Source organism: Nocardia sp. NPDC127606 (assembly GCF_042671725.1).
Taxonomy (GTDB): domain Bacteria; phylum Actinomycetota; class Actinomycetes; order Mycobacteriales; family Mycobacteriaceae; genus Nocardia.
The window spans coordinates 304127-329383 of sequence record NZ_JBHXWQ010000007.1; the positions used below are offsets into that span (position 1 = coordinate 304127).

The window sequence follows — 25257 nt, forward strand, 5'->3', positions numbered from 1 at the left end:
AGCCGGGTGCCGTGGGGGGACCAGGCCACAGCGGTAACCCCGTCGGTGTGGCCGGTCAGGTGCAGTGTTTCCTGACCGGTGGCGGGGTCCCACAGATGGGCGGTGTCGCGGCTGGTAGTGGCGAGCCGGGTGCCGTGGGGGGACCAGGCCACAGCGGTAACCCCGTCGGTGTGGCCGGTCAGGTGCAGTGTTTCCTGACCGGTGGCGGGGTCCCACAGGCGGGTGGTGCGGTCATAGCTGGTGGTGGCGAGCCGGGTGCCGTCGGGGCACCAGGCCACACTGGTAACCCCGCTGGTGTGGCCGGTCAGGTGTAGTGTTTCCTCGCCGGTGGTGGGGTCCCAGATGCGGGTGCCGTCGCGGCTGGTGGTGGCGAGGTGGATGCCGTCGGGGGACCAGGCTACAGCGGTCACCCAGTAGGAGTGGCCCGACATCGGTGTCAACGTCGAGCTGGAATACGAGATCGGGTCTGTCACTGGTTCGACTCCCGAACGATCCGAGTCTTGAAGGTATCCGCAGCAACGAGACCTGCGGGGTCGAAAGCGCATTCATGGAGAAACGCGCCTCGCAGGCAGGTGTCGGTCATATCGGCGTTGTCCAAGCGGCATCGATGCAGCACCGCACGGTCGCAGCGGGCTGCGCCGAGATCCGCACCGGAGAGGTCGACGAAGTCGAGTCGGGTGTTACGAAGGTCAGTGCCGCGCAAACGCGCCCCAGCTAGATTTAGGGCCACGGCTTGGGTGCCGATCAACCTCCACCCGGTCAAGGCAGCACCGGAGAGATCGATTCCAGCCAGAAACGGCACCGGATTTCCATCGGCCGCGACCCGCATCCCAAACCGCAAGAGCAGTTCGCTACACGGCGGTCGATAAGTCGAGCCCCACGAACTCAATACGGCCAACAGATCCGCGCGGTCTGGTCGAAGCGCGAACAGTTCTGCGAGAAATCCGAGCGTTTCGTCGCTGGGATCGGTGGCCCATTCGTCGGGCAGATTCAGCGCGACCGCCTCAAGCAGGTGCCGCGCGAGAAAATACTCCTGAAATGAGGTGTGCGCGAAGCGAAACCCTCGGGTACGCGAACCGTCATCGGAGTCCTGACGAACCAGGAAGGTCGCGGTCCGCAGTTCTTCTTCCAGTAGTTCCGGATCGATGCTCTTGTATCGAACGAGCCTGGGGTTGTCGCCGACCTGTGTGTGCAACCAGTTCTCGATCGAGTCCAGTTCAACTGTCCTGGCGCCCTGTCGCCACATCCACGCGGCTAGCCCGGAAGCCAGCATGAGCTTGTCGCCAGCTCTGAACTTGCCTTTGCCGTTGTCGCGTTCGATCCAGTCGTCGGCGATCCGGGCGTAGATCTCGGTGGCGTAGACAGGCTCGCCGGCCAGTACTCGCCGCTCGATATAGGCGATCTGTTGGACCACCAATTTGAGGGTCACCGGTCGGCTGATCAGGTCGCTGAGATCGTGGACGGCTGTCAACATCTCATAGGCCCGCGCGGCATCGCCGTCGGGGACGGCGCGGGTCAGATAGGCGCGGACTTGGTCGGCATCGAACGGCAACAGCAGTAGCGCTTCGAAATCGGCCGCTTCCGCACCGTCGCGATGCTGACTGACGAACGAGCCATATTGTTCGGATACCGTCCGGAAATAGTGGGTTCGACACGACAGCAACAGTTTTCGAACAGATTGTCTGTCGAAACGGTCTGTCCGCAGACTCAGCAGCTCACGAGTGAAGGTCTTTCCGTCGCCTGCGGTCAGGTGCACCAGGGCTTCGTCAAGTCCGTCGATGATGAACAGAGTCGGCACCTGATCTGCTCGACGCAGCACATCCTCGGCTGACGGTCGACCCGAATCGCCTGGGCTCCAGCCCCGGTCGATACATTCTTGGAGGACTTCCTCGACAGTCGGGACCCGGGAACGGTCCCGCAGCTTGCTCAGATTCCTTAGATCGAAGTAGAGCGCTTCGGGTAGCGACTCCTCACCGGCCGCGCGTCGTTGCGTGATTGCCTGCGCGAGACGTTGACAGCTGATCGTCTTACCGGTTCCGTACTCGCCCAGTACCGCCGCAACCGGGGCACGTTTGCGGTCTCCGTCCGATCGGGACCAATCAAGGAGATAGTCGATCGCGTCAACGCGCGAACCCGCCGGAGCTACCGATTCAGTGGCGTAGAAAGTACCTGGCAGCCGGGTGGGGTGACCGTAGCTGGGAGCGAGATATGGAGTCGCGTCGAAATCAGGAAGTCTCGCGCTCGCTATACGCTGGGGTTCGCAGAGCGAATCATCGGTCCTACTCGGGTGCTCTACCGCTTGATGGATTTGATCTCGGAGTCGCTCGACCCATCGGTTCATCACCACTCTGTCATCGACGACCGTGTCGAATGCTTGGCCGCGGCCATAGATCTCGCGACCGACGAGATGCCCGACGTCGACTCTGTCCAGGTCGAAGGTCTCGAGCAACACGGGAATCGCCCGGTTACGATGTAAGAAGGGAAGCAGCTCGGATTCGATGAGGTCATGGTTCGCCAGAAACCGCTTGCTCACCGTGTGTACGGCGAGGTCACTCCGTTCGATCGCGGCCTTGATCTCGTCGTGGCGATCCGCACCCGCTCGAATGTTGTCGTGGTTCCAGAACATGAACCGGTAGGTAGCGTCAATATCGGTGACTGACTTCAGCGCTTGCCATAGTTGATCGGCACGCTCCCGATCGGCATCGCAACTACTCAAGAACACCTGGACCACCGGTTTGCCGTCCACGCTGACCGTCGCGGGCTGACCATTGACGTAGCGATCGCCGACGGCTCGCAGCTCGGGCAGGTTTGGTCGAGACTCGTTGGTCAGCCGCGCGGTGAAGCCGATTCGTCGGTCGCCACCCAATTGCCGGGCGCCGGTGGTGTCCAGCCGGATATCTCCGGTGCACGCGGCCACAGCCGTAATAACTCGTTGTAGTGCTTTGTTTTTCGCGTCAGAGGTGCCGCCGGGATGCACAATGTCTTGCGCCTCGGCGATCGATATCTGCGTGCGCTCACCCATGTGCCGAGCGAGCTGGACCGCGCGCACGAGGTTCTTATCGGTGCCGAACGCGTCGGTCGCGGAAATCCTGGTGATGGCGTTGCCAGGCAGGATGTGGGTATCAGGTTGGGTCATGTTTCGCGCAGGACCCGGTGGATGGCATCGACGAGCCCCTCAACCCAGGCGTTGCTGGCGATTGGGTTGTCCGCGACGGCATCAAAAGCCTGACTGCCTCCGCGGTAGATCTGGCGGCCCGCGAGTGTTCGGTTATCGGCTCGGTCGAGTTCGAAAGTCTCCAGCTGGACCGGAACCGCCCGCCCGGTTGCCAGGAACGGGGGCGCTTCGTGCTCGTGGATGTAGTCACTCGCGAGGTAGTGCCTGCTGACGGCGAGGATCGCGAAATCGCTACGTTGTACCGCAGATTCGACTTCAGTGTGCCAGTCGAGTCCTGGTCGGATGCCGCCTGCTTTGAAGTCCCAGAATTCGAAGTTGTAGGTCTTGTCGATCCGGGTGAGGTCCTTCAGCGTCCACCACAGCGTTGAGGCGAGCGCCTTATCGGGGCTGCAATAGCTGAGGAATCCCCGAACGTGTTGCTTGCCAGCCGTCGGCATCGGAGCGCTCACCTTCGTGTCCGATCTGTCCCTGAGGTGTCCCGAACTGCTCTGGTGCGATTCTACACCTGCTCAGATCGTCGCGACAAGCGAAAGGTGTTGATCATGAGGCTAATTCGTGTCGATTGCTGCACCGGTGTTGTCGGGCGCTGCACCTGGGAGGCTGGACGTGTCGATAACCGGCTGCTGTCGCAGTTTCGAGTAGACCGCGTCGAAGGTGAGCCCCGCGACCGAGGCGACCGCGAGAACGACGAACAGCAGTCGCCGCGCTCCGGGATCGGAGAGCAGGTCGGGAGCGGTCGCCAATTGTGCTGCGATGAAGAGCAAGACGGCGATCGCGCCCGCGGCCATCCCGAGAAACGCCGACCGCATCCAGTCTCGTGTGCCGTCGATGACAGCGCGGATAATCGCACCGGCCGCCGCGACGCACAAGGCTCCAACGATCAGTCCGGTTAGTGTCCGGACCGCGCTGCCTTCGCCGGTGTAGACCACCGGGATCGTCGCCAAGCCCAGAATGAGCAGCAGGGAACCGACGATGGGTCCAGTAGGCGTGAGCAATCGAGAGTCGCGCTTGGCGCGCTGGGCCGCTGCCGTCGCTCGCGCGGCTCGTTGATTCTCCAGAGCCGCTACGATTTTCGCGGCTGATGAGGAGTCCCATGTTTCGCCGAGCGCTGACCGGTCGACGGCGCTGATCCCGGACGACCGTTCCAAGGCCGACCACGCTTTGCGCGCGCTGCCACCGAACGCCGCGACCGGTGCGAGCGGGATCTCGAAAGCCTGCGCGATCATCGCGGTGATCAGAGCCGTGCGCCCACCACCGAGCATCACGACCCCGTCGGAATCCCGCAGCGACCGGTAGTATGCGATCTCCCAGTCCACCCCCGAATCGTGACGGATATTGAAAGCATCTGGATGATCCGCACGGCCGCTAAAGTCGACTTCTGGGTTCTCGTAGGGTGGTCGAACATGCACAGATCCAGGCCGGACCGGGGAGACCGAGAGATAGCCGGACACGACATCGTTCTCGATAAACCGTGCTGCGCTGGAATATACCATCAGGTCGTAACCGGACTCTGCGAGTGAGACGCCGAGCTGCTGAGCGGCACCCACGCCGGCCTCCGTCGTCCAGGTTGGGCGATCATCCGGGCTCGGGGGCCTGATGCCGCCGACCACCGCAATGATTGGCCGACGTGCGTCCGTTCCTGATCCTGCTGTAAACACCATCGCCCCTTACTTATTCGCCCCGACCATGACGAACCCTAGCCGTTACCGGAGGTGCGCGTTCCCGAACGAGCGACCACTGCGGCGGCGATCACCGGTGCCGCATTATCCCTCCAGTGACCTCCCGTCTACGGTCCACCATGAAGGGCGAGATCAGGTGGACCGATCACCGGGGTCCCGTCACACAGACATGGTATAAGCGGTGGACGTCAAAACGATCAGGCCGAGCACCTCATTTGGCCTTCAGCGCGACGGTCATCACGGTTCAACCGGTGGCTTGCGCGAGGGGGATCGCTACCCGACCGTTGCCCACCGCGAGTGTGTTTCGGCATATGACAACGAGGCGCGAACTGGCCGACACGCCCCGAACTCAGTAGGGTTGCGTCGGTGGGCGGCGGTAGCCGTTATGAGGCATACGTAGATAACCTATGGGAAGGATTGGCTGCGCTGCTGCCCTAAGCGGAGGATGCCGAGCACTTTCGCGACTGCCGCGAATCCGGACATCAGCAGGCCGGGCTGTGGATCTTGATGCACCGGCTTCTCGCGCATCGAAGTTCCGACCAGCGATCGTCCGCGCGCCGAGATCGAAGTGCTTGCCGAGCATTGGGGCGAACGATAGAGGTCGGTGCGATCGTTCGTGGTACCCGACGATCCGGCGGGCAACTGGTAGTCGCGCCAACCCCTGGGACTTGATAGTGCACCTCGCGACAGCGACAGCGACAGCGACCGATCGAACGTTTCTGTCCGCGTTGCGCCGGGCGACGACGGCCTTCGACGGACAGTGGGTATTGCCGTGGATCAACTCACCCCTACCCAGGCATCCCCGACTTCCTGACCCACAACGTCCAGTGCCTGTCGATGGGATCCGGGTCCAGGTCGTTTTCTCTCGCCGGGCCCGGATTTGCTTTTGAGCCAAGCTAATTGGGGGATTTCGCGGTATTGTTATTAACGCAGCGGACTACGTTATCGCAGCACCGCATTTAACTGTCGTTCAGTATTTGGATGCCTGGGGCCCTTGTCATACAACAATGACATCGTCCACATCGGGACCGACGCTGCATCAGCGGTTGGCCGAGGTCGCGACCGAGCACTCACAGGTCCGCACCACGTTCTGTTCATTGTCGCAGTCGACGCTAACCTATGCCGAACTCCGGGAACAGTCCGTTGCCGCCGCTGCCGCGTTGGTCGCACGCGGCATCGGGCGCGGTGAGCCGGTTGGCCTGCTTTGCCCGAACGCACCGGAGTTCCTTGTCGGCCTGTTCGCGACCACGACTGCGGGCGGGCGGCCACCCCGCTGCCGCTGCCCACCGGGGCCCGCCAATTAGCCTCCTACCCAGCGCGTTTGGCGGGAATCGCTACCGCCGCCGGGATACGGACCATTCTGGTGTCGCCGCAGTTCGCCGCTCTCGTCGAACCACTGCGGGCGGCCATCGACGTCGAATTCCTCGATACCGCAACCTTGTTCGCGGAATGGGAGGTAGCGGGGCTGCCTCGGGTCGATCCGGACGATGTCGCGATCGTCCAGTTCTTCTGGAGGTCGCGCGTGGTGACGGTGGGAAGCGCCCCACAGAAACCCCACACTTTTGACCGGAATCAACGCGAATCCATGGGAATCGTTGAGAACAGTCTTTTCGCGAAAGCAGCTGGTGCTGAGCACTATTGGGCACTGATGGGTAGGGTCTGGACAACTGGTACGCGCGCCAAGTGGGTGCAGGTCCGAATCCACGACAGTCAGGGCGACTGGTCCGCCGCGGCGGGTGCAACGGCGTTGGGTGGCGACCAGCCGGTGCCGACCAACGCCCGATTCCGGATCGGCAGCATCACCAAGATGTTCACCGCCGCGGTTGTACTGCAATTGGTTGGTGAGGGCGTGCTCGGCCTCGACGATCCGGTAGCCCGCTACCTGCCCAGTTTCGGTCTGGACGAACGCATCACGGTACGCATGATCCTCGGACATACCAGCGGCCTGCCCGACTACACCGACGACAACACCGCCGACGCGTCGTACCCGGTATCCAGCCGTGGAGCCCGTTCGGTACGCAAACCAGCTACCGGCCTGAAGAGCTGATTTAACGTCCCAGCCCTGTCCTGGCCGGGGCGCGGCACATCGACCAGGTCCGACAGTTTCACGTCGCTGTGGGAGAGCCGGATCGGCGCTGGCGCATCAGCCAATCGAGGTAGGGCGTACCGCACCAGCCCGCCACCGGCTCTGGGTCCGGGGGTGGCATCAGCGCTTGTGGAAGGGCATCGAGGTGGTTCGAGAACAGCGCCGCGGCGACTTGCGAGCCGTGCGAGTGCCCGACGAGATGAGCCTGCAGCTGCGACCGAACCACCGACCGACGCTCCACATCAGGGCTCGCGGACTTGCGTAGATCCACCACGGAATCAGCGTAGAGGCTCCATCGGCACACGCCTGACCGCGCCCGCATATTCCATCCGGCCCGGCGCCGGAGCGATCGAGGTGGTGAACGCGCACACGCCCCCTGTCCTGGGCAGGATCCGGGGCGTGCGTGGTGTTCGGGTGTCGATGCCCAACAAGCGCCTCTCGGCGAGTGGTCGCTCGAAGCGACGAAAAGGGGCGCGGGCCGGGCTGTTCCGGACGCCGACAACGTGTTCAACAGCGCGGCAGAGCGGTTGATTTCGGCGCCGGGTGTGATGCTGGCCGCGTCCGATCCCGGCCAGCGGGCTACGTTCGACGACTGTTGCTCCCGTCAGGTCGTCGCCAGGTCATCGTGCGGGCCCGGCCGTGGCTCGGCCACCGCACGAGCAATAGTCCTGGACCTGGGTCTGAACAGCCCTACGTGGTGATCAGGGCACGCTAGGGTCACAGCTCGTGAGGATGGTTGCCGGACGGGTCTGTAACGCTGCCAGCCTCGACCGCGACGGGCAACGCACGGACACGAGATGACAGCGAGGTATGCAGCGTGCAGTACGCCGGACTCAACGGGCAGATCGAGGTAGTGGGCGATGCGCTGATCATCAGACGCACGGGCATGGTGGCCCGGATGGGCGGCACGGCGGGACCGGATCGCAGGATCCCGTTGCCGGCGATCTCGGGTGTGGGGTTCAAGGACGCGACCCGGCTGGTCAACGGCCACATCCAGCTGGGGCTGGGCGGACGGCCGATACGGGAGCTCGGCTCACAGGCCACCGGTGACCCCGACACTGTCGTGTTCACCCACAAGTCCCGTGACCAGTTCCACCAGCTGCACAAATGGCTGCAGTCGGTCGTCGAGCTCAATCTCCGCGCCGGCATCGACCCCTCCGCGGTCGCCTACGACCAAGGCGAATCCCGCCTCGACCGGCTCGAGCAGAAGCGCCAGCAGCTCGACGACCGCCTCGAGCAGAAGAAGCAGGAGCTCAACGAGAAGGATCAGCATCACCGCGCTCAGCAAGCGGAGCGTATGACCGGACCAGATGGTCGCCGCGACGTTCAGGATGCGGTGGCGCGGATGGGCTGGAAACTCGGTGGTGGACGCGAGATCAAGAACCTGGGTGCGCATCTCTACGACACCGAGACCGTGCAACTGATCGCCCAGGGCACCTACAGCGACGACCAGGGCATCATCGTCCTCACCGACACCCGGCTGCTGTTCCTGTTCCACGGCATAGTTCGTCAGCGCAAGGAGGACTTCCCCCTACGCAGCATCAGCTCCGTACAATCCAAGACTGGCATGATCACCGGCGAGCTGCAGATCTTCTCCTCCGGCAACACCGCGAAGATCTCCGGGGTCGTGAAAGACGACCTGGAAAGGATCGCCGAAGCCATCCGCCAGCAGATCGCCCACGGCTCACCGTCTCCTCCGGCCACCACTGCAGCGTCGGCCCCCGACATCACCGACCAGCTCCGCAAACTCGCAGAGTTGTACGAGGCGGGGATCCTCACCGAAGCGGAATTCACGGCCAAGAAGCAGGAACTGCTGGGCCGGTTGTAGCCGTCAACGACCCGATCCGGTCCTGAACCGGGTGGCCATGCCGATAAACCAGCTGATGCCGGTCTTGGCGATCCCGAACGGGTCTGGACCCCCGCTGGTTTCGCGGGTGCCGCCGGAAGTGATGGAGTCGATCGCGGTATTGAGCAACCTGCAGCAAATGCAAAACTCGACTTTGCAATCGGTGTATGACGATCACACTGCCCTAGTGCATCCGGTCCAAGCGGTAGTTCAAACGACGAGACTCGGCAAGCCTGCACTCGGCGCCACGCGGGTGCGTGTTGCCGGATGAGCCGGAAGTGGCTGTCGCGCATCACTTCCGCTGCGCGAGCGGTCGCCCCGGTGAGAGACTGGCGGGATGGGTGAGCTGGAAGATATCGCTGCGGCACAACGGGATGCGGAATCCCGTCGGAAGGCGCAATTCGACCAGGCCCAAACCGATCTGAGCAGGCTATGCGCGGAGTTCGCCACGCTAATGAAGAGCCACAGCATCCCCAGCCTGCCGTACTTCCACCTGTCCACGAGCGAACAGAAGCGCTGGGGCAGCTGGGTCAAGACCGAGACCTACACCTACGCGGGCGAATATTGGGTGATCTCCGACCACAGCGATCACGGCACACACGTGGTGACATCTGACGGGCGTGCGGTCGGACTCGAAACAGGGATTGTTCGGACATACGGAGAGAAGACGAAGTTCGTGCTCGATGGGCGAGCGAAAGCCGCGGTTCGTCGCTCGCGCGATCACAGGGGAGTCAGTTTCATCCCCTACGAACGCGGCTCGGGTTCATTCTCCGCCGATGACCTGGCGCACGCTGTTCGTAGATACATCGACGGCTGAGCCCTGCACCCCGGGCAGGTAAGCCGCACAGACACTCCCGGCCGCCACCACACGGCTAGCTGCGGGATTGGGTGCGTGATCGAGGAATCGGTGTCTGTTTGACCGCCGCGACAAGCGAGGAGGCGCGGGAACCGGATCGGCCCGACAACTGATCCCCTCAAGGACCGGGCGGAACTAGCGCCCCGGTCCACCTCCATCCTCCCATCTCTGCAACACCCAGCACAACGAGGGAGAACCCACTGTGCGCACAACAAGTCAACTGTTCGTTTTCGGCGTCACCGCCGCGGTACTCGCCGTCATCGGCGCACCGGCCATCTTCTGGATCATCTGGGGCGTGCTCGCCGCCCTGGCCGCGGTCCTGTGGATCATGAGGCGCTGATGTCGACTGTCGTCTACCTCAATCGCGCCCAGTTCGCCGAACGGATCGGGGTGAAGCCGCCGACTCTGAGCCGCTACACCCTTCCCAAGGCCGACGCCATTACCGGGCCTGTCGACGACGCGGGCGAGCCGCTGCCCGGATCGGTTCGCGGCTGGCTTCCTGAGACCATCGACGCCTGGAACGCCGAGCGTCCCGGTCGCGGTGCTCGCACTAATCTGGAGGGCTGAAACGGCGCGGTGCAAGGGTCGAGCTATGACCACTGCACCCGCGCTCCAGCCGACTGGCTACGTGGGAGAGGGTCAGGAGCGCGAGTAAGGGGCATTGACGCGCCGAGCGTGGGGGCATGCCTTCACCGGCCACGTCGCCGCCCTGCAGGAAATCGTCGCGCCGCGAATCAGTGAGCCCGCCGAAACCGTCCTGATTGGAAAGCCTTCGGCAAGAACAAGTTTCGCCGATCGCTTCGTATCGCACTACCGAACACGAGCTTGACGTGGGATCTTTCGCAAACCAAGCGTGACCCCGACTAGCAGTCGCCGCTGAGCAGCCTCGGCCCGACCGGACGTCAAGCGCCGTCGGCGGCGTCGCCTGCTGGGTGGCGTATACGGCAGCGGCAGTTGACTACCACGCCGCCGTCGATCGGCTCACCCCGAGCTGCTGGATCAGCCGCGAAAGGGCTACTCGGCAGTGCCGTGTGCGGGCGTTGTTGTGTGAGCCGAAGGGCGTTGATGCGGAAGCGAGACCTCCTGTGCCCTTTTGGCTTCGACACGGCTAGGGATGGTGGAGTTACTGGCTGGACATCCAGTAACGGATGCGCCGCCCTGGTCCTGACTGACCTTCTGCGCTATGCAGATGCAGCCTCGTAGGCGGCGATAACTTCGGCCGAGATCCGTCCGCGGGTCGACACTGTGTGGCCGTTCTTGCTGGCCCATGTACGAATGTCAGTGAGGTCGTTGCGTCGAATCGGTGCGGCTGCAGGAGATTTCGCGGCGATTCGGCCGGTGGATGTCTTGGCGCGGCTGATTCGACGTGCGTAGGGGAGCCACTGGTCGAAGGTGTCGCGCAGTTTGGTGGCGTTGGTATCGGAGAGGTCGATTTCGTAGGCGACTCCGTCGATTGCGAAGGTGACGGTCTGGTCTGCTTCGGAGGTGCCGTCGAAGTCGTCGATGAGGCTGACAATGACTTTGCGTGCCATGGGGATCCTTTTCGTTCGAGTACAGGGGGTGTTTACGGATCGTAGTAGCCGAACGCACTTCGAGCGTATCCAGTGCCAGCGCACTGGCAGCTGTGGGGAGCGAAGTCGAGAGATCGCTGACGCGGTCCGTCAAGGGCTCGGGCGGCATTTCCCGTCGGCACGGAGCTCGAGAAGTGCCGCGACTCCATAACCTGCGTACTGTGGTGCAGCCAAGAGGGATCGGCGGATCGAATACAGATGCCAGGGGTCGACGGGCGGTCAGACCACCGCTAATTACTCCTTATCAGTGGCCAGGTGGCACACCGGTGGACGGCGCTAACCCTTGGCGGCTCGCGGCTGGTCGGAGGAGCCCGACCTGTCCACAGCCAATCGCTGTTCGTGGCAGAGGCTCATCCAGATCGGAAGCACGGGTGGTGCTGCTGCGTCGCCGATAGTCTGCGGACTTGGCGGTTGTAGTGAGGTGGAAGTCATGGAAGCGGACGAAGGATTGCGAGCTATGGGTGACAAATCCGTTGCTTTGCCGAGTCTGCGAGCGTCACCGCGATCTCGCGGTAGTGGGGAAAGGAGCGGCTGTGGATCTGCCGTCTTGCAGATAGTCACTGGCTATGGCCCTGTCATCCTCGACGATCGACCTTTGGAGTGCCGAAGCGGCAAATTGCCGACAAGTGATGGCTCACCATGGAGGTAGTCGTACTCGGCGGCACGGTGGCGAGCGGCGCTGCCCGGTCCGGCGAGGTGCATTCACCTCGCTTTCACGATCGCACTCGACAAGCAAGACGTCCGTTCGTCGACGAAGGACGCCGCCGTCCCATTGGGCGCACGGTGTGCGACGGCCGCGAGAAAGGCGCGCATTCCTGAGGCAGCGAGATGCCCGCCGGGTAGTGCGTGCGTAAAGATGTTGGCTTGCAATGAGATTACTTGTGTTCTCGTGGCAGGTGGGTGGTTCGGACCGCAGACTCGCGCTGCTCATTCTTTAGCCACTTCTCGACGTGCGAAACGCGAGCATCGCTTCTCGACGTCGGCGCACTCTCCGGACAGCGGATCAACCGCAAATGGATCGCAAGGATCACGCGCGAGAGAAGCATCGAGCGTTGCGGCTCCGCCACGGCCACCGCGCCACCATCGTTGAGCCTGCCGTCGCCCGTCCGCTGACCGAGTGCGCGCCGGGACTTCACCGTGACCGCGCCGAACCGCCAAAAATACGTGGTGACATCGCCTGTCTTCTCTGCACGAACGGCGAGTCGAATACTTGGCCACGTTGATCGATTGCTTCTCCCGCCGCCTGGTCGGACGATCGGTGATCGCGCGCGCACCGAACACGTTGAAAATGCCCTGTTCACTGCTGCTTTGACGCGTGGTGTCGCCTCGGAGATCCATATTCTGATCGCGGAAGCCGTTACGCCGCAACAAGGTGCGCGGCAATGGGTCCGACGCCAAGGTGGCCGGTGGCGATGATGCCTTCGAATGGACCGTCGATCTCTGCGTGGTGCCTCGCGCAAATGGGCGGAACCTTCACGGGTGCAAGCAGTTCCGCAAAGTAGGCGTCGTGCTGGCTGCGCCTGTCCTGCTCGTCTCGGCGCTCGCGGCCGGCCCGCTGATGCCTTCGACGGACTCTTGCGCCTCCACGAACGAGAGGGTACGTTTGCCCGGTACGTAGTACCCAATCGAGTACCCAATGGGGGGTTCGAGGCTGGGGATTCCAGTATCTGGAAGTGGGCTGATTTCGCCATGCCATCATCCGAATCGTCGGACCTTTTCCTTCTCAACGGATATCTGCGCGATATCTGGGTCGCTGAAGCCCGCGGTCCAGGCGGGCCGCAGTTCACCGTCGCCACGCACCTGACGCTGACGGGCACTGTCGATATCGGATCGTTGCGTGCGTGCGTGCCGCGTGTACTCGGCCGGCACGATGTGTTCTCCGTCGGTTTCCGCACCGACGAACGCGGCGAACCGGTCGCCTATCGCGCCCGCATATCCATCGGCGAGGTCGAGCTGATAGATGTGAGCGCCGAACTGGATCCGGCGGCCTCGGTGGCCGCGTGGTGTTCGGACCAGCTCGGTCGTGGCTTCGCGTTGGATGGTTCGGAACCGCTGTGTCGCCCGACGGTGCTGCGCGCGGGGCCCGAGACCGTGCATCTGTTCCTCGTAGCCCATCACATCGTGACCGATTCCTGGGGACTCGATCTGCTGACCACCGAGATCCTGAGTGAGTATCGCCGACACCACGGACCCGGCCCCGACGCCGCGCGTAACTCGCCCGCGCCGAGGTATTTCGACTTGACCGAGGACTACCTGCGCTATCGCGACTCCGTCGATTCCGAGCGTGATCTGGAGTTCTTCCGAGATCGCCTGTCCGGCGTCGTTTCCCCGTTGTTCGCGCGGCGCGGCGTGGGGCGGGCGGCGCGCGGGCGGCATTCGTTCGTCATCGACGAGAAGACCGCCCGGCGCATCGTAGACGCGAACGCGTCGCCTTTCGCCTATTTCAATGCGGCGCTGTCGATCTGCCTGGCCAGGATTCATCGATCCGACGAGGTGATCGTCGGGGTGCCCTTCCTGAACCGGCCCACCGATCGGCACCGCGAGGTGGTCGGCCACTTTGCCAATTTCCTGCCGCTGCACGTGCACGCGGACGAGGCGCTGTCACTGTTCGATCTGTCCGAGCGGATTCGCGAGGACATACGGGAATTGCGCACGCATGCGCGACTGCCCATCGGCGATATCGTCGGCGTCCACGACGGCGACGGCGATGGGAACGGGCGACGTCAACTGTTCGACGTCACCGTCTCCTACGTTCGCCTGCCCGCACCGGAACCGGTTCCCGGCATCACCGTGTCGGCCGTACATCTCTCGCCGGTCCACGACGCCGACGTGATGTCGATCGTTATCCATGCTCCCGAGAACGAGCACTGGATCCACGTCGACCTGGACTATGCCCGCGACGTCTTCGACGAAGATTTCTCGGTCGAGGCCTTCGCCGGCCACCTCGACGCGCTGTTGCGACGTGGACTCGACGCCGCCGAACTGCCGGTCTCGACACTGTCCATGCTGGCCGACGCCGAATACGAGGACCTCGTTCGGCACCGTCAGGGTGAGACCGTCCCGTATTCACGAGAGAAGCCGCTGCACAACGCATTTGCCGATCAGGCGGCGATCACCCCAGATCTGACCGCGGTGATCGACGCCGCGTCCGGCTCCTCGATCACCTACGCTGAGTTGGACCGGCTCGCCAACCGGGTGGCGCGCGCTGTCCGCGCCGCGGGAGCTGGTCCCGGCGACCGGGTCGCGGTCGTGGCCGAACGCGGTCCCGAGTTGCTACCGGGTCTGCTCGGTGTTTTGAAGGCCGGTGCGGCGTATGTCCCCATCGACGCGTCCTATCCAGCGGAGCGGATCGATCTACTGGTGACCGACAGCCGTCCAGCGCTGGTACTGACCTCCACCGGGGTGCGGACGCAATTCTCCAGCGAGGTTGTGGTCCGCCGGATCGGCGAGCTGTTCACCGACTCGGACGCACCGCTCCCCCCGACTGCGCGAGCCACGGATCCGGCCTATGTCATCTACACCTCAGGATCGACCGGTCGCCCCAAAGGAGTGATCGTCGAGCACCACGCGGTCACCAACCGGTTGATGTGGATGCAGCGCCGGTACCCCATCGGTCCCGGCGACACTTTGTTGCAGAAGACGCCGACAGCTTTCGACGTCTCGGTGTGGGAACTGTTCTGGTGGGGGCGAACAGGCGCGTGCGTGGTCGTCCCCGCGCCGGGTATCGAGCGCGATCCTCGCGAGATCATCAGCGCGATACGCGAATACTCGGTGACCGCAGTCCATTTCGTGCCGTCGATGCTCGGGCCGTTCCTGGAAGCCATCGAGCAGGATCTGGCGCTGCTCGCGTCGGTCACCACACTGCGCTACGTGTTCTGCAGCGGGGAGGCGCTCGCGCCCGAACGCGTCAACCGGTTCAACCGGTTGTTCGCCGCCATGCGCTCGGGCTCGGCGCAGGGGCTTCCGCTGCTGGTGAATCTGTACGGTCCCACCGAGGCCGCGATCGATGTGACGGCATTCGACTGCCCGCCGGCCGGACCCGTCACCTCGGTGCCGATCGGCCGTCCGGTCGACAATACCGCGGTCTATGTTCTCGGCAAGGGAGATCAGCCACAGCCGATCGGTGTCCCCGGTGAGCTCTGCATCGGTGGCGTGCAGATCGCGCGCGGATATCTCGACCGGCCCGAGATCACCACGGAACGATTCGGCGCCGATCCGTTCCGTCCCGGCGAACGTCTGTATCGCACGGGAGATCTCGGGCGGATGCTCGCAGACGGCACCATCGAGTACCTCGGGCGGATCGACGATCAGGTCAAGATACGGGGCCATCGGGTCGAGCTCGGGGAGGTAAGCAACGCGCTTGTCGCGGTCAACGGTGTCGACGACGCGGTAGTGATCGACATCCGGTCCGAGGATCGAGGTGTCGCACTGGTCGGTTATTACCGAAGCGTCGGAGAAGTACAGGAGCAGGCGATCCGGGCGCGGCTGGCCGAGGCGTTGCCCGACCACATGATCCCGGCGCATCTGGTGCGCGTGGATCGCATACCGCTGACCCCCAACGGGAAAGTGGACCGGCGCGCGCTGCCTCCAGTGCCCGTCCCCGGCTGCGACGCTGATGTGCAGGAGCCGCGCACACCGACCGAAACAGCGCTCGCGGAGATCTGGGCGACAGTGCTCGGCTTGCAACAGGTCGGGGTCCATGCCGATTACTTCGCCGTCGGCGGGGATTCGATCTCCATGCTGAAGGTGCGCGCGCTCGCCGAGCGAGCCGGAATCGGTTTCGGGCTCGACGATTTCGTCCATTCCCCCACCATCGCGGCACTGGCGGAGCGCGCCGACGCGAGCACACAGTCGGCCGTGCGCGAACCCGCTGTCCTGGCGCCGTTCGCCCTGGTATCCCAGGTGGACCGGGCGCGACTGGGCAACCGTGCCGACGCGTATCCGCTGAGTAGACTGCAACTCGGCTTGCTCTTCCACAGTCGCGAACGACGCGACAGCACCACATACAAGGACGTTTTCCGGTACAGCCTCGCGATGCCGTGGCAGCCCGAGGCCTTCGTTGCCGCGTACGCGGGATTGATCGACCGACATCCGGCGCTGCGGTCCGGTTTCGACCTCGCTGGCTACTCCGAGCCACTCCAGATCGTGCACATCGGCGTCGATCCGCGGGTCACCGTCGTTGATCTGCGCGCGGCCGAGGACGGACACGCCGAGGCCGTGATCGCCGAACATGTCGAGGCCCGGCGCCGCTTCGATTACCGGATCGACCAGCCCGAGTTGCATCAGCTGCGTGTCTTCCTGCTGCCGCGGACTGTTGAGCTACTCCTGAGCTTCCATCACGCGATCCTCGACGGTGGCAGCGTCGCCAACCTGATCTCGGAGTTGTTGCACGACTACATTTCCCGCCTCGGGCTCGCCGACCCCCCCGAACTCGATCTCCCGTTGCCGACACCCGCGTCCTTCGTCGCCGCCGAGCGCGCCGCTGTGGCGGATGAGGCCTCGCGCGCATTCTGGCGCGAGGAGTTGCGGGGTGCGCGGCTGACGCAGCTGATCGCCTTCGGTCCGCACGAACCGGTGGCACCGCGCATCGACCTGCTCGTGCGCGATTTCGCCGTTCCCGACGACCTGACCGAGGCCGTGCACCTGCTCTCCGACCGGAGGCGAGTTTCGGTGAAGTCCGTTCTGCTCGCCGCGCATATCGCGACACTGCGGGAATTCTGTGCCGACGACGACGTGACCACCGGATTGGTGACGCACGGCAGGCCCGGTGTCGAACATGCCGAGCGGATGTGCGGGCTGTTCCTCAACACCGTGCCCATTCGGGTCGACATCGCGCGGGCGACTTGGTGGGACCTCGTGCGCGAGGTATCAGCCATAGAGCGACGCCTCTTCCCGCACCGTCGCGTGCCGCTTGCCGTCATCCAGGAGGATCTGGGCAGGCCCGAGCTGATCGATACGGCGTTCAACTTCGTTCATTTCCGCCAGCTCGGCGCCGCGTTTACGGCGACCGGTGTCATCGACCATGGGTTCACGAGCTGGGAGCAGACCAACTTCTCCGTCTTGGTGAACGCGATACGCGGTCCGCGCGACCGGAGCATCCGGTTGCGAATGGATTTCGCGCCCAGGCAGTTCACCGACAGTCAAGCCGATCTGCACGCCGCGACCTTCATCCGCCTACTCCGCGCCATCGCCGAAGAGCCGGACGCGCCCGCTTCCGACGTGTCCGCTCGTCCGCGTCCGGCGCCGCGGCGGCAGTGCTCCGAGCATCCGGATGTTGTGAGCGCTATTCTCGATCGTGCTCGGTGTACACCGCGAGCCCACGCGCTGCGTACCGCTGACGAGCTCTGGACCTACGCCGACCTCGAACGTGCCGCCCGCAGGATCGCCGCGGCGTTGTCGCGCAACGGTGCGACTCCGCGTAGTCGGGTGGCGATCGCGATGCCGCGGTCCCCGCGGAGCGTGGTCGTTCTGCTGGCCGTGGGCATGGCCGGGTGTTCCGCAGTGCCGCTGGACATTTCCTATCCGACGCGGCGACTGGAAGACATGTTCGCGCAGAGTGGGGCGGTACTGGTCGTCACCGCCGACGCGGCCGAGACGTCGCCGGACACCGCGACGACTTTCACCTACGACGCGCTACTCGACGGGTCCGACGACGAGCCGGATATATCGCTGCCCGCGGTGCACGCCGAGGACGAGGCCTATCTGCTGTTCACCTCTGGCTCCACCGGCACACCGAAGGCCGTCGCCATGCCGCACCGGGGGCTGGCGAATCTGGTCGCGTGGCAGAACAGCGTTCCCAGCGCGGCGCTGGGCGGACGCACGTTGCATATCGCTCCGCTGAGCTTCGACGTGTCGTTCCAGGAGATCTACTCGACGCTGTGCGGGGGCGGAACACTGGTCATCGCGCCGGAGCCGCTGCGCCGTGACCCGGCTGAACTGCTCCGTTACCTCGACCGTGAACAGGTCGAACGCGTATTCCTGCCCTTTGTGGCCCTGCGCCGGCTCGCCGAGGCCGCCGACCGGCTGGCACTGATCCCGCAGGCGTTGCGCGTCGTCTGCTCGTCGGGTGAACAGTTGCGCGTGACCGACGAGCTGCGGCGTTTCCTGCTCGCCCTCGGGCCGGAGGTTCTGTTGGAGAACCAGTACGGCCCGACCGAGACTCACGTTGTGACGGCACACACCCTGTCGGGGGATCCGCGGAGTTTTCCCGCGTTGCCGCCGATTGGGTTGCCTATCGACGGGGCCGAGGTTCTGGTGCTCGACGACGCGCTGCGTCCGGTCCCGATCGGCGTTCGCGGCGAGATCTGCGTCGGCGGCACGGTGCTGGCCGACGGTTACGACCGGCGCGCCGAGCTCACCGCCGAACGTTTTGTGAAGAATCCGCACGGACGGGCAGGCGAGCGTCTCTACCGCACCGGTGACCTCGGAATGTGGCTGCCCGACGGGACACTGGTTCACTTGGGTCGCCGTGACCGGCAGGCGAAGGTGCGCGGCCACCGGGTGGAACCGGCCGAAGTCGAACTGGCGTTGCGCGCGGTGGCCGACGCGATCTCGGCCGAGATCCGCGATATCGCGGTCGTTCCGCGCGAACACGCCGGCGGCGACACATTCCTTGCCGCATTCCTCACCGGCGACCCCGGCCGCACCGATCTGTCACGCCTGCGGGCCGGAATGCGCGAACACCTGCCCGACCATCTCGTACCCGACCATTTCGAGTGGCTGACCGCGCTGCCGCTCACACCGAGCGGCAAACGTGACGACGCCACGCTCGGCGCGCTGCCGCTGACCCGCGCCTCCGCGCCCAACGCTGTCGCGCCACGTGACGCGCACGAGCGCGCGGTGGCGGACATTCTCGGCGAACTCCTCGGTCTGTCCGAGATCGGGGTGGACGATGACGTGTTCGATCTCGGCGCTACCTCTGTGACCGCCATGCGCGCGACTGTGCTGATTGAGCAACATTTCGGCGTGGGAATCCCGTTGGCGGAGTTCATCACCGCACCGACCGTCGCCGGACTGGCGCAACGGGTACGCGCCTCCCCAGGCACCGCGATCGGCCGCGCCCACGAGCCGCTTGTCGCCATCAAACCGGACGGCACTCGGGCGCCGCTGTTTCTCGTGCACCCGATGGGCGGCAATGTGCTGTGCTACGTCCCGCTCGCCAAACACCTGCCGCCAGATCAGCCCCTCTACGTGTTCCAGGCCGCGGGAACCGAGGCGGGTACGCGGCCGGTGCACGGCGTGGAACGCTTGGCCGAGGATTACGTCGCCGCCATGCGCCGGGTGCAACCGCACGGGCCATATCACATCGGCGGATGGTCGTTCGGCGGATTCGTCGCCTTCGAGATGGCGCGCCAGCTGACCGACGCGGGCGAGCGGGTCGACTCGCTCGTCCTGCTCGACACCACTGCGCTCGGGCGTCGTAAGCGACTGTGGACCGACGACGACGCGCTGCTCGGCTGGTTCTTCTGGGAGCTGCTGCTGTTGGGGCGCGGCGCGCGCTCACCCGAGATCGAATTTCCCGCCCACCTCACCACCTCGGAGGCCAAGTTCGAGTTCATGGCCGAGGTGGCCGTGGCCGAGGGAGTGCTGCCCGTGGGCAGCGGCAAGCAGATGGTGCGCCGACTGTTCCAGGTGTACGAAGCCAATTGGCGCTCGGCCGCCGAATACCAGCCCGACGGGGTAGTCCAGGATCTCGTGCTCATCCGCGCGAAGCAGGCCCTGCCACAGGTGCTGCTCGCCATGCACAGCGCGATCGGCAGCGAACACAGCGATCCGGCCAATGGCTGGCACGAGTACACGACGGGCCGAGTGCACGTCATCGAGGTCGAGGGCGACCATCTCACGATCGTGGAGCGACCCCACGTCGGTGCTGTAGCCGATGCCCTCGTCGATGCCATGCGTACGGCCGAAATTCGACAGGAAGTGGGCTGAGATGCCGCAAAATAGGACCGCGATTGTCGCCGGGGCCGGCGTAGCGGGTTTGACCACGGCGATAGCGTTGCGACGCAGCGGATTCGACGTCACCGTCTACGAGCGCGCCGAAGGGATGCGTTCGGGTGGCTTCGGGCTTTCGGTGATGAGCAACGCGGTCGCTGCATTGGATTCGCTCGGCATCGATCTCGATCTGGAGCAGCGCGGGCGCGCGCTGGAGCGCTACTACGTCAAGGACTCGCGCGGCAAGCTGATCCGCGAATTCCCCTTCCCCGAGATCATCGCGCGACTCGGGGTGCCCAGCGTCTGTATCGGCCGAGGTGATCTGCTGGCGACGCTGCGGGATCAAGAACCGGATCTGCCGGTGGTCTTCGGTGCGGCGGCGGAACGCTTCGAGGTTAGCGGTGATCGCGTCCGTCTGTATCTGGCCGAAGGGCGCGAGGTGGAAGCGGACGTGCTGATCGGCGCGGACGGATTCCACTCCGCGATCCGCAGGCAGCTCAACGGTCCGGAAGAGGGCTGGCGCGAGAGCGGCTACATCGTGTGGCTCGGCATCACCGATTACGCGCATCCACGTTTCGAGCCCGGTTCGGTCGTGCACTTCTGGGGCGACGGCAAGCGCTTCGGACTGGTGGACATCGGTCACGGTCGCCTGTACTGGTGGGCCACCGAGAATATGCCGCTCGCGCGGGCGCAGGAGTGGAGCGGCGGTAGGGCCGACTTGCTCGACCGCTACCGAGGCTGGGCAGAGGAGGTGGTCGAGGCGATTCGGATCACCCCGGAGGACAGCCTGACCAGCGTCATCACCCGCGACCGCCCGTTCATCGACCGCTGGGGGTCGGGTCCGGTCACCCTGGTGGGCGATGCTGCGCATCCGATGCTGACCAGTCTCGGACAGGGTGCGGCGATGGCGATAGAGGACGCGGCGATCCTGGCCGAACAGATCGGCGGGGCAGACGACATCTCGTCGGCATTGCGCGCCTACGAGGACGGACGGCGCGACCGCACCCGCGCGGTGGTCGAGGCGACGAGGGCGATCAGCGATTTCGAGCAGTCGCAGGGGCCGGTGCGCCGCCGCTTCCGGGACGCGTACTTCCGGCTCATGCCGCATCGGGCTCTGGTGGCGAGGCTGGAGCCCGCGCTGACCTTCCCCGGACATATGACGCCGGGACGGACTGTGCGCGGCGGGACCTCCGATACCCCCTCGGCGATCGTCGAAGGGTGATCCAGGATGGCCTAGGCGCGGACGCCGAAACTACATCGGACGATCGCTAGAGCTCGATTTGCTGGTGTGCTAAATCACATTGGGTACTATATTAGGATCAACGGTACTTGATTATGTTCCCTTGGCTGTTGTGGCGAGAGTTGACGCGATCAGTGAGGATCCAATGCAGCAGATGTCTATCGAGTTCGACATGCCCGTACCCATGCGTGATGGGGTGATTCTGTACGCCGATGTCTATCGGCCCGTTGGCGACGGGCCGTGGCCGGTTCTCGTGCTGCGCAGCCCTTACGACAAAGGTGCGCTGGCGCCGGGGGTGCTCGATGTGTTCAAGGCGGTACGGCGCGGCTACATCGTGGTGCAACAGGATACGCGGGGTCGGTTCACTTCCGAAGGCGAGTGGTTGCCGTTGGCCTACGAGCATGAAGACGGCTATGACACCGTCGAGTGGGCCGCGTTTGTGCCCGGTAGTAACGGCAACGTGGGCGTGTATGGCGCAAGCTACACGGGCAATGCCGCCTGGGCCGCGGCAATCGCAAGTCCGCCGCATCTGCGGGCCATCGCGCCGCAGATGACCTGGTGTGAGCCCGCCGACGGGATCTTCTTTCGTGGCGGAGCGATCGAGCACGGGCTGAACGTCTGGTGGTCGCTGCTGCAGTCGATAGTCCATTACCCGAAGGTGGCTGCGGATTCGGAGGAGCTGTTCGCCAGGTTGGGGACCACGATCGGCGACTTCGACCGAATGCCGGAAGAGACGTACTGGGAGCTGCCCTCGGGCGCGGCACCGGCCTTGATGCGCACGGAGCTGCCCGATATCGGTGTACAGCGCGGACTCCGCGATCCCGACTCGATGGCGCCGGCCCGGATCGCGGGCCGGCACGGCGACGTTACGGTCCCGTCCTTGAATATCACCGGCTGGCACGACGTGTTCATGCAGGGGGCGATCGACAATTACATCGCCGCACGTGCCCAGGGGCATACGACGCGCCTGGTCATCGGGCCGTGGGAACACCTGAGTTTCGGCAGCCTTACGCCGGGCAAGGTCGGTGCAGCTAGCTACGGGCTGGCTTCCGTGGCGCCGCCCAGTGGCAATGGGACTTTGACCGGTGTGCAGTTGGCTTGGTTCGATCAGTTCCTGACTGACCAGCCCGCCAGCGGGGAACCGGAATCAGGCGTAGACCTTTTTGTCATGGGCATCAACCAGTGGCGGCGCGAGCCGCAGTGGCCACTGGAACGTATACGCGAGACCGGCGTTTTCCTCCATCCCGGAGGTCGGTTGTCGACCTCGGATCCGGCTGAGGACGAGTCGAGTTCGGCTTACGTCTACGATCCGGCCGATCCCGTCCCGACGACGGGTGGATCGTTGGTCATGGCGAGTGCATTCCCGCCCGGTCCCCAAGATCAACAGGCCGTGGAGTCTCGTGACGATGTGCTGGTGTTCACCAGTGACCCGCTGGGAGAGGATCTCGAGATCACCGGCCGGGTGACCGCGAGGCTGTTCGCCTCGACCGACGGGCCATCGACTGACTGGGTAGTTCGGCTGTGTGATGTCGACGAAAAGGGAACCTCACTCAACATCGTCGACGGGATCAAGCGAGTTCACACCGAGAGCGGGCGCGTCGACGAGCATGAAATCGACCTGTGGTCGACCAGCATCGTGATCAAGGCCGGGCACCGGCTTCGGGTGCAGGTCACCTCCAGTAACTTCCCGCGCTGGGACCGCAACCTCAACACCGGCGAAGACCCGCTCGTGGCCACCGAGCACCGCGCTGCGCACCAGAGAATCTTCCACGATGCCGCACGGCCGTCCCGGTTGATTCTCCCGGTGATCCCGGCACCGTGACGTCTCGCACGTAGTCCTGTGAATTCCGCACAGGACTAACGGGTGACGGCATCGGCGGTACTGGCCGGTCCTCTGTGGCGATGAAGTCGTCGGGGACCGGCCAGTTCGTGTCCAGGGGCCCCGTGGGGCATTTGTCGCGTATCCGTGCGTCAGGAGGCTCGTCGAAAGCGAGGCAGGCGAGGCTCCTGGCACCTACCTGAGAAGGCACGGCCGAGATCGATGGCCGAACGTGAGTACCGTCGACCGACGTCTGCGGATCAGTGGAATACTCACCGTCCGACACCGGATCGGCAGGAACGATCGGAGATGCTGGGATGTGTCGGAACTTCGGCAGTGATGGTCCCCCGGGTAGTGGGCAGTTTCGGGAGCTTTCTATCCGCTCCAAACCCCGTGAGATGAATTGAGTTCAGTGTGATCGAGTCTCGCGCAGCTTGCGCCGCATCAACTTTCCGCTCGAGGTAGTGGGCAGCGAGTCGACATAATGGATCGCCCGCGGGACTTTGTAGGCGGCCAGTCGCTCGCGGCAGTACGCCACGATCGAGTCGGTGTCGGGATTCTGGCCGTCGGCCAGGACGACATAGGCATGCGCGACCTCACCCTTGACCGCGTCAGGCTCAGCGCCCACCGCGACCAGTGCGATCGCGGGGTGGCCGATGAGGATGCGCTCGATCTCGGCGGGGTAGACGTTGTAGCCGGCGGTGAGGATCATGTCCTTGAGTCGGTCCACGACGAACAAGTGGCCCGTGCCGTCCTGGATGGCAACGTCGCCGGTGCGCAGCCAGCCGTCAGCATCGATGGACTCGGCGGTGGCGTCGGGATTGTTGTAGTACCCCATCGTCACGATCGGTCCGCGGACCATCAATTCGCCTGGTTCGCCGGGTGAGCATTCGCGCCGCAGGTCACCGATTTCGCCCACCCTGATCTGCACTCCTGGCAGCGCCACCCCGATAGAGCCGTGCACGTTGGGGGCGTATAGGGCGTGAGTGGTTCCGAGGCCGGACAACTCGGTCATTCCCCAGAGCTCGATCAGCGGTGCGCCGCTACGCTTTTCCCAGCTCTCGATCACCGACTCTGCGATGGTCTGCCCACCCACGGTGCTGCGGGTCAGTGAGTCCAGGTTCGCGTCCGTCAGTGCGGGATCGGCCAGCATCATCGCGTACATCGCGGGCACGCCCTCGAACAGCGTCGCCTTGTGGCGGCTGATGCGGTCCAGGGCGCCCGCCGGGTCGAAGCGGGTCATCAACACCACCGTGCCGCCGGCCAGGAAGGTGCCGTTGATTGCCACGTTGCCGTAAACATGCGGGGCGGGCAGCGCGGTGACCACCACGTCATCGGCGGTGCGGGCATGCATCGTCGCGGTGTAGGCGCAGTTGAGCACCAGCGAGCGGTGCGATTGCATGGCGCCCTTGGCACGGCCCGTCGTTCCGGAGGTATAGGCGATACAGGCTAGCGAATCCGGGTCCGCCGGGTGCGGTGTGAAGCGTGGGTCGTCCTCGCCGGAGAGCAAATCGGCGAAAGGCTGCACGTCGCGGGTGGTGTCGTCGAAGGAAACGACTAGCCGCAGGGACGGTACTTCGGACAGTGCCGCGCCGACGGCGTTGAGCCGTTCGCCGGAAGCGAGAAGCGCTGCGGCCTCAGCATCGGCGAGTGCGTAGGAGACCTCTTCGCCGGTCAACATCACGTTCAGTGGGATGACGACAGCGCCGGCCTTGAGCGCACCGTGGTAGGAGACGATCCACTCCCAGCGGTTCTGCGAGAAGATCGACACCCGCTCGCCTGGAGCGATTCCGCGTGCCATGAGGTTGCGCGCAACCCGGCTGGATTCCTGATCCAGCTCAGCGTAGGTCATCCGACGGTCATCGGTAACGAGGGCGATGTGGTCGGGTCGGCGGGCGGCGAGCCGGGGCAGGAGCTGTCCCAGCCCGTCGAGCTGGGTCGGAAGTCGATCGGCGGTAACCGAGCGGGCCGAAATGTTCGGCATGGGAGGACTCCTCGATAAGCAGGCGGGTGATTCCACTGTTATAGCGAGGGCAGAGTGTCCTGTGTCA

Annotated in this window: 15 protein-coding genes; 9 read left to right on the top strand and 6 right to left on the bottom strand. The window is 64.6% G+C overall.

Going from position 1 to position 25257, the window contains the following annotated elements; genetic code table 11:
* The 4 genes from ACFVJ5_RS27745 to ACFVJ5_RS27760 all read right to left on the bottom strand — a co-directional run.
* Positions 1-473: WD40 repeat domain-containing protein (locus tag ACFVJ5_RS27745; RefSeq protein ID WP_379224442.1), on the bottom strand; the 473-nt coding region annotated here is incomplete at its 3' end.
* Positions 470-3136 carry an NACHT domain-containing protein gene (locus ACFVJ5_RS27750; protein ID WP_379224444.1) on the bottom strand — a complete coding sequence of 889 codons (2667 nt, stop codon included), beginning with the start codon at positions 3134-3136 and terminating at the stop codon, positions 470-472. The genes ACFVJ5_RS27745 and ACFVJ5_RS27750, both read right to left, overlap by 4 nt.
* Complete coding sequence (locus tag ACFVJ5_RS27755) at positions 3133-3612, bottom strand: toll/interleukin-1 receptor domain-containing protein (protein ID WP_379224446.1); 480 nt, start codon at positions 3610-3612, stop codon at positions 3133-3135. Before ACFVJ5_RS27755 ends, ACFVJ5_RS27750 begins: the two co-directional genes overlap by 4 nt.
* 111 nt (positions 3613-3723) lie before the next feature.
* The gene (locus tag ACFVJ5_RS27760; protein ID WP_379224448.1) at positions 3724-4722 is read right to left on the bottom strand and encodes a hypothetical protein; all 999 of its coding nucleotides are present in this window, start codon (positions 4720-4722) and stop codon (positions 3724-3726) included.
* Positions 4723-5861: 1139 nt separating this feature from the next.
* On the opposite strand from ACFVJ5_RS27760, the gene ACFVJ5_RS27765 reads away from it, so the two are divergent.
* From ACFVJ5_RS27765 to ACFVJ5_RS27790, 6 genes are all read left to right on the top strand, one after another.
* The gene (locus tag ACFVJ5_RS27765; RefSeq protein WP_379224450.1) at positions 5862-6158 is read left to right on the top strand and encodes an AMP-binding protein; all 297 of its coding nucleotides are present in this window, start codon (positions 5862-5864) and stop codon (positions 6156-6158) included.
* 59 nt (positions 6159-6217) lie between these two features.
* Positions 6218-6901 carry a serine hydrolase domain-containing protein gene (locus ACFVJ5_RS27770; RefSeq protein ID WP_379224451.1) on the top strand — a complete coding sequence of 228 codons (684 nt, stop codon included), beginning with the start codon at positions 6218-6220 and terminating at the stop codon, positions 6899-6901.
* An 856-nt stretch (positions 6902-7757) separates the two neighbouring features.
* Positions 7758-8768 (top strand): PH domain-containing protein, encoded by a 1011-nt coding sequence (locus ACFVJ5_RS27775; RefSeq protein ID WP_379224453.1) that lies wholly within the window; start codon positions 7758-7760, stop codon positions 8766-8768.
* A 355-nt stretch (positions 8769-9123) separates the two neighbouring features.
* Positions 9124-9603, top strand: a complete 480-nt coding sequence (locus ACFVJ5_RS27780; RefSeq protein ID WP_379224455.1) for a hypothetical protein — start codon at positions 9124-9126, stop codon at positions 9601-9603.
* Between the two features lie 241 nt (positions 9604-9844).
* Positions 9845-9982 (top strand): hypothetical protein, encoded by a 138-nt coding sequence (locus ACFVJ5_RS27785; RefSeq protein ID WP_379224457.1) that lies wholly within the window; start codon positions 9845-9847, stop codon positions 9980-9982.
* On the top strand, positions 9982-10209 hold the full coding sequence (locus ACFVJ5_RS27790) for a hypothetical protein (protein WP_379224458.1): 228 nt from the start codon (positions 9982-9984) through the stop codon (positions 10207-10209). The genes ACFVJ5_RS27785 and ACFVJ5_RS27790 overlap by 1 nt, the downstream gene beginning before the upstream one ends.
* 614 nt (positions 10210-10823) lie before the next feature.
* On the opposite strand, the gene ACFVJ5_RS27795 is transcribed toward ACFVJ5_RS27790, so the two are convergent.
* Positions 10824-11174, bottom strand: a complete 351-nt coding sequence (locus tag ACFVJ5_RS27795; protein WP_379224460.1) for an Lsr2 family protein — start codon at positions 11172-11174, stop codon at positions 10824-10826.
* A 1728-nt stretch (positions 11175-12902) separates the two neighbouring features.
* Here ACFVJ5_RS27795 and ACFVJ5_RS27800 point away from each other — a divergent pair.
* The 3 genes from ACFVJ5_RS27800 to ACFVJ5_RS27810 all read left to right on the top strand — a co-directional run bounded on the left by ACFVJ5_RS27800 (position 12903) and on the right by ACFVJ5_RS27810 (position 23209).
* Positions 12903-20144 (top strand): amino acid adenylation domain-containing protein, encoded by a 7242-nt coding sequence (locus tag ACFVJ5_RS27800; protein WP_379224462.1) that lies wholly within the window; start codon positions 12903-12905, stop codon positions 20142-20144.
* Positions 20092-21369 carry an FAD-dependent oxidoreductase gene (locus ACFVJ5_RS27805; protein WP_379224464.1) on the top strand — a complete coding sequence of 426 codons (1278 nt, stop codon included), beginning with the start codon at positions 20092-20094 and terminating at the stop codon, positions 21367-21369. Before ACFVJ5_RS27800 ends, ACFVJ5_RS27805 begins: the two co-directional genes overlap by 53 nt.
* Positions 21370-21541: 172 nt before the next feature.
* Complete coding sequence (locus ACFVJ5_RS27810) at positions 21542-23209, top strand: CocE/NonD family hydrolase (protein ID WP_379224466.1); 1668 nt, start codon at positions 21542-21544, stop codon at positions 23207-23209.
* A gap of 406 nt (positions 23210-23615) precedes the next feature.
* Here ACFVJ5_RS27810 and ACFVJ5_RS27815 read toward each other — a convergent pair whose 3' ends face one another.
* Positions 23616-25190 carry a class I adenylate-forming enzyme family protein gene (locus ACFVJ5_RS27815; RefSeq protein WP_379224468.1) on the bottom strand — a complete coding sequence of 525 codons (1575 nt, stop codon included), beginning with the start codon at positions 25188-25190 and terminating at the stop codon, positions 23616-23618.
* Positions 25191-25257 lie beyond the last annotated feature (67 nt).

Bases quoted from the DNA above. Each gene is read 5' to 3' on its own strand.
- ACFVJ5_RS27790 (WP_379224458.1), top strand. From the start codon at position 9,982: ATGTCGACTGTCGTCTACCTCAATCGCGCCCAGTTCGCCGAACGGATC.
- ACFVJ5_RS27800 (WP_379224462.1), top strand. From the start codon at position 12,903: ATGCCATCATCCGAATCGTCGGACCTTTTCCTTCTCAACGGATATCTG.
- ACFVJ5_RS27805 (WP_379224464.1), top strand. From the start codon at position 20,092: ATGCCCTCGTCGATGCCATGCGTACGGCCGAAATTCGACAGGAAGTGG.
- ACFVJ5_RS27765 (WP_379224450.1), top strand. From the start codon at position 5,862: ATGACATCGTCCACATCGGGACCGACGCTGCATCAGCGGTTGGCCGAG.
- ACFVJ5_RS27780 (WP_379224455.1), top strand. From the start codon at position 9,124: ATGGGTGAGCTGGAAGATATCGCTGCGGCACAACGGGATGCGGAATCC.
- ACFVJ5_RS27795 (WP_379224460.1), bottom strand. From the start codon at position 11,174: ATGGCACGCAAAGTCATTGTCAGCCTCATCGACGACTTCGACGGCACC.
- ACFVJ5_RS27750 (WP_379224444.1), bottom strand. From the start codon at position 3,136: ATGACCCAACCTGATACCCACATCCTGCCTGGCAACGCCATCACCAGG.
- ACFVJ5_RS27810 (WP_379224466.1), top strand. From the start codon at position 21,542: ATGTCTATCGAGTTCGACATGCCCGTACCCATGCGTGATGGGGTGATT.
- ACFVJ5_RS27755 (WP_379224446.1), bottom strand. From the start codon at position 3,612: ATGCCGACGGCTGGCAAGCAACACGTTCGGGGATTCCTCAGCTATTGC.
- ACFVJ5_RS27815 (WP_379224468.1), bottom strand. From the start codon at position 25,190: ATGCCGAACATTTCGGCCCGCTCGGTTACCGCCGATCGACTTCCGACC.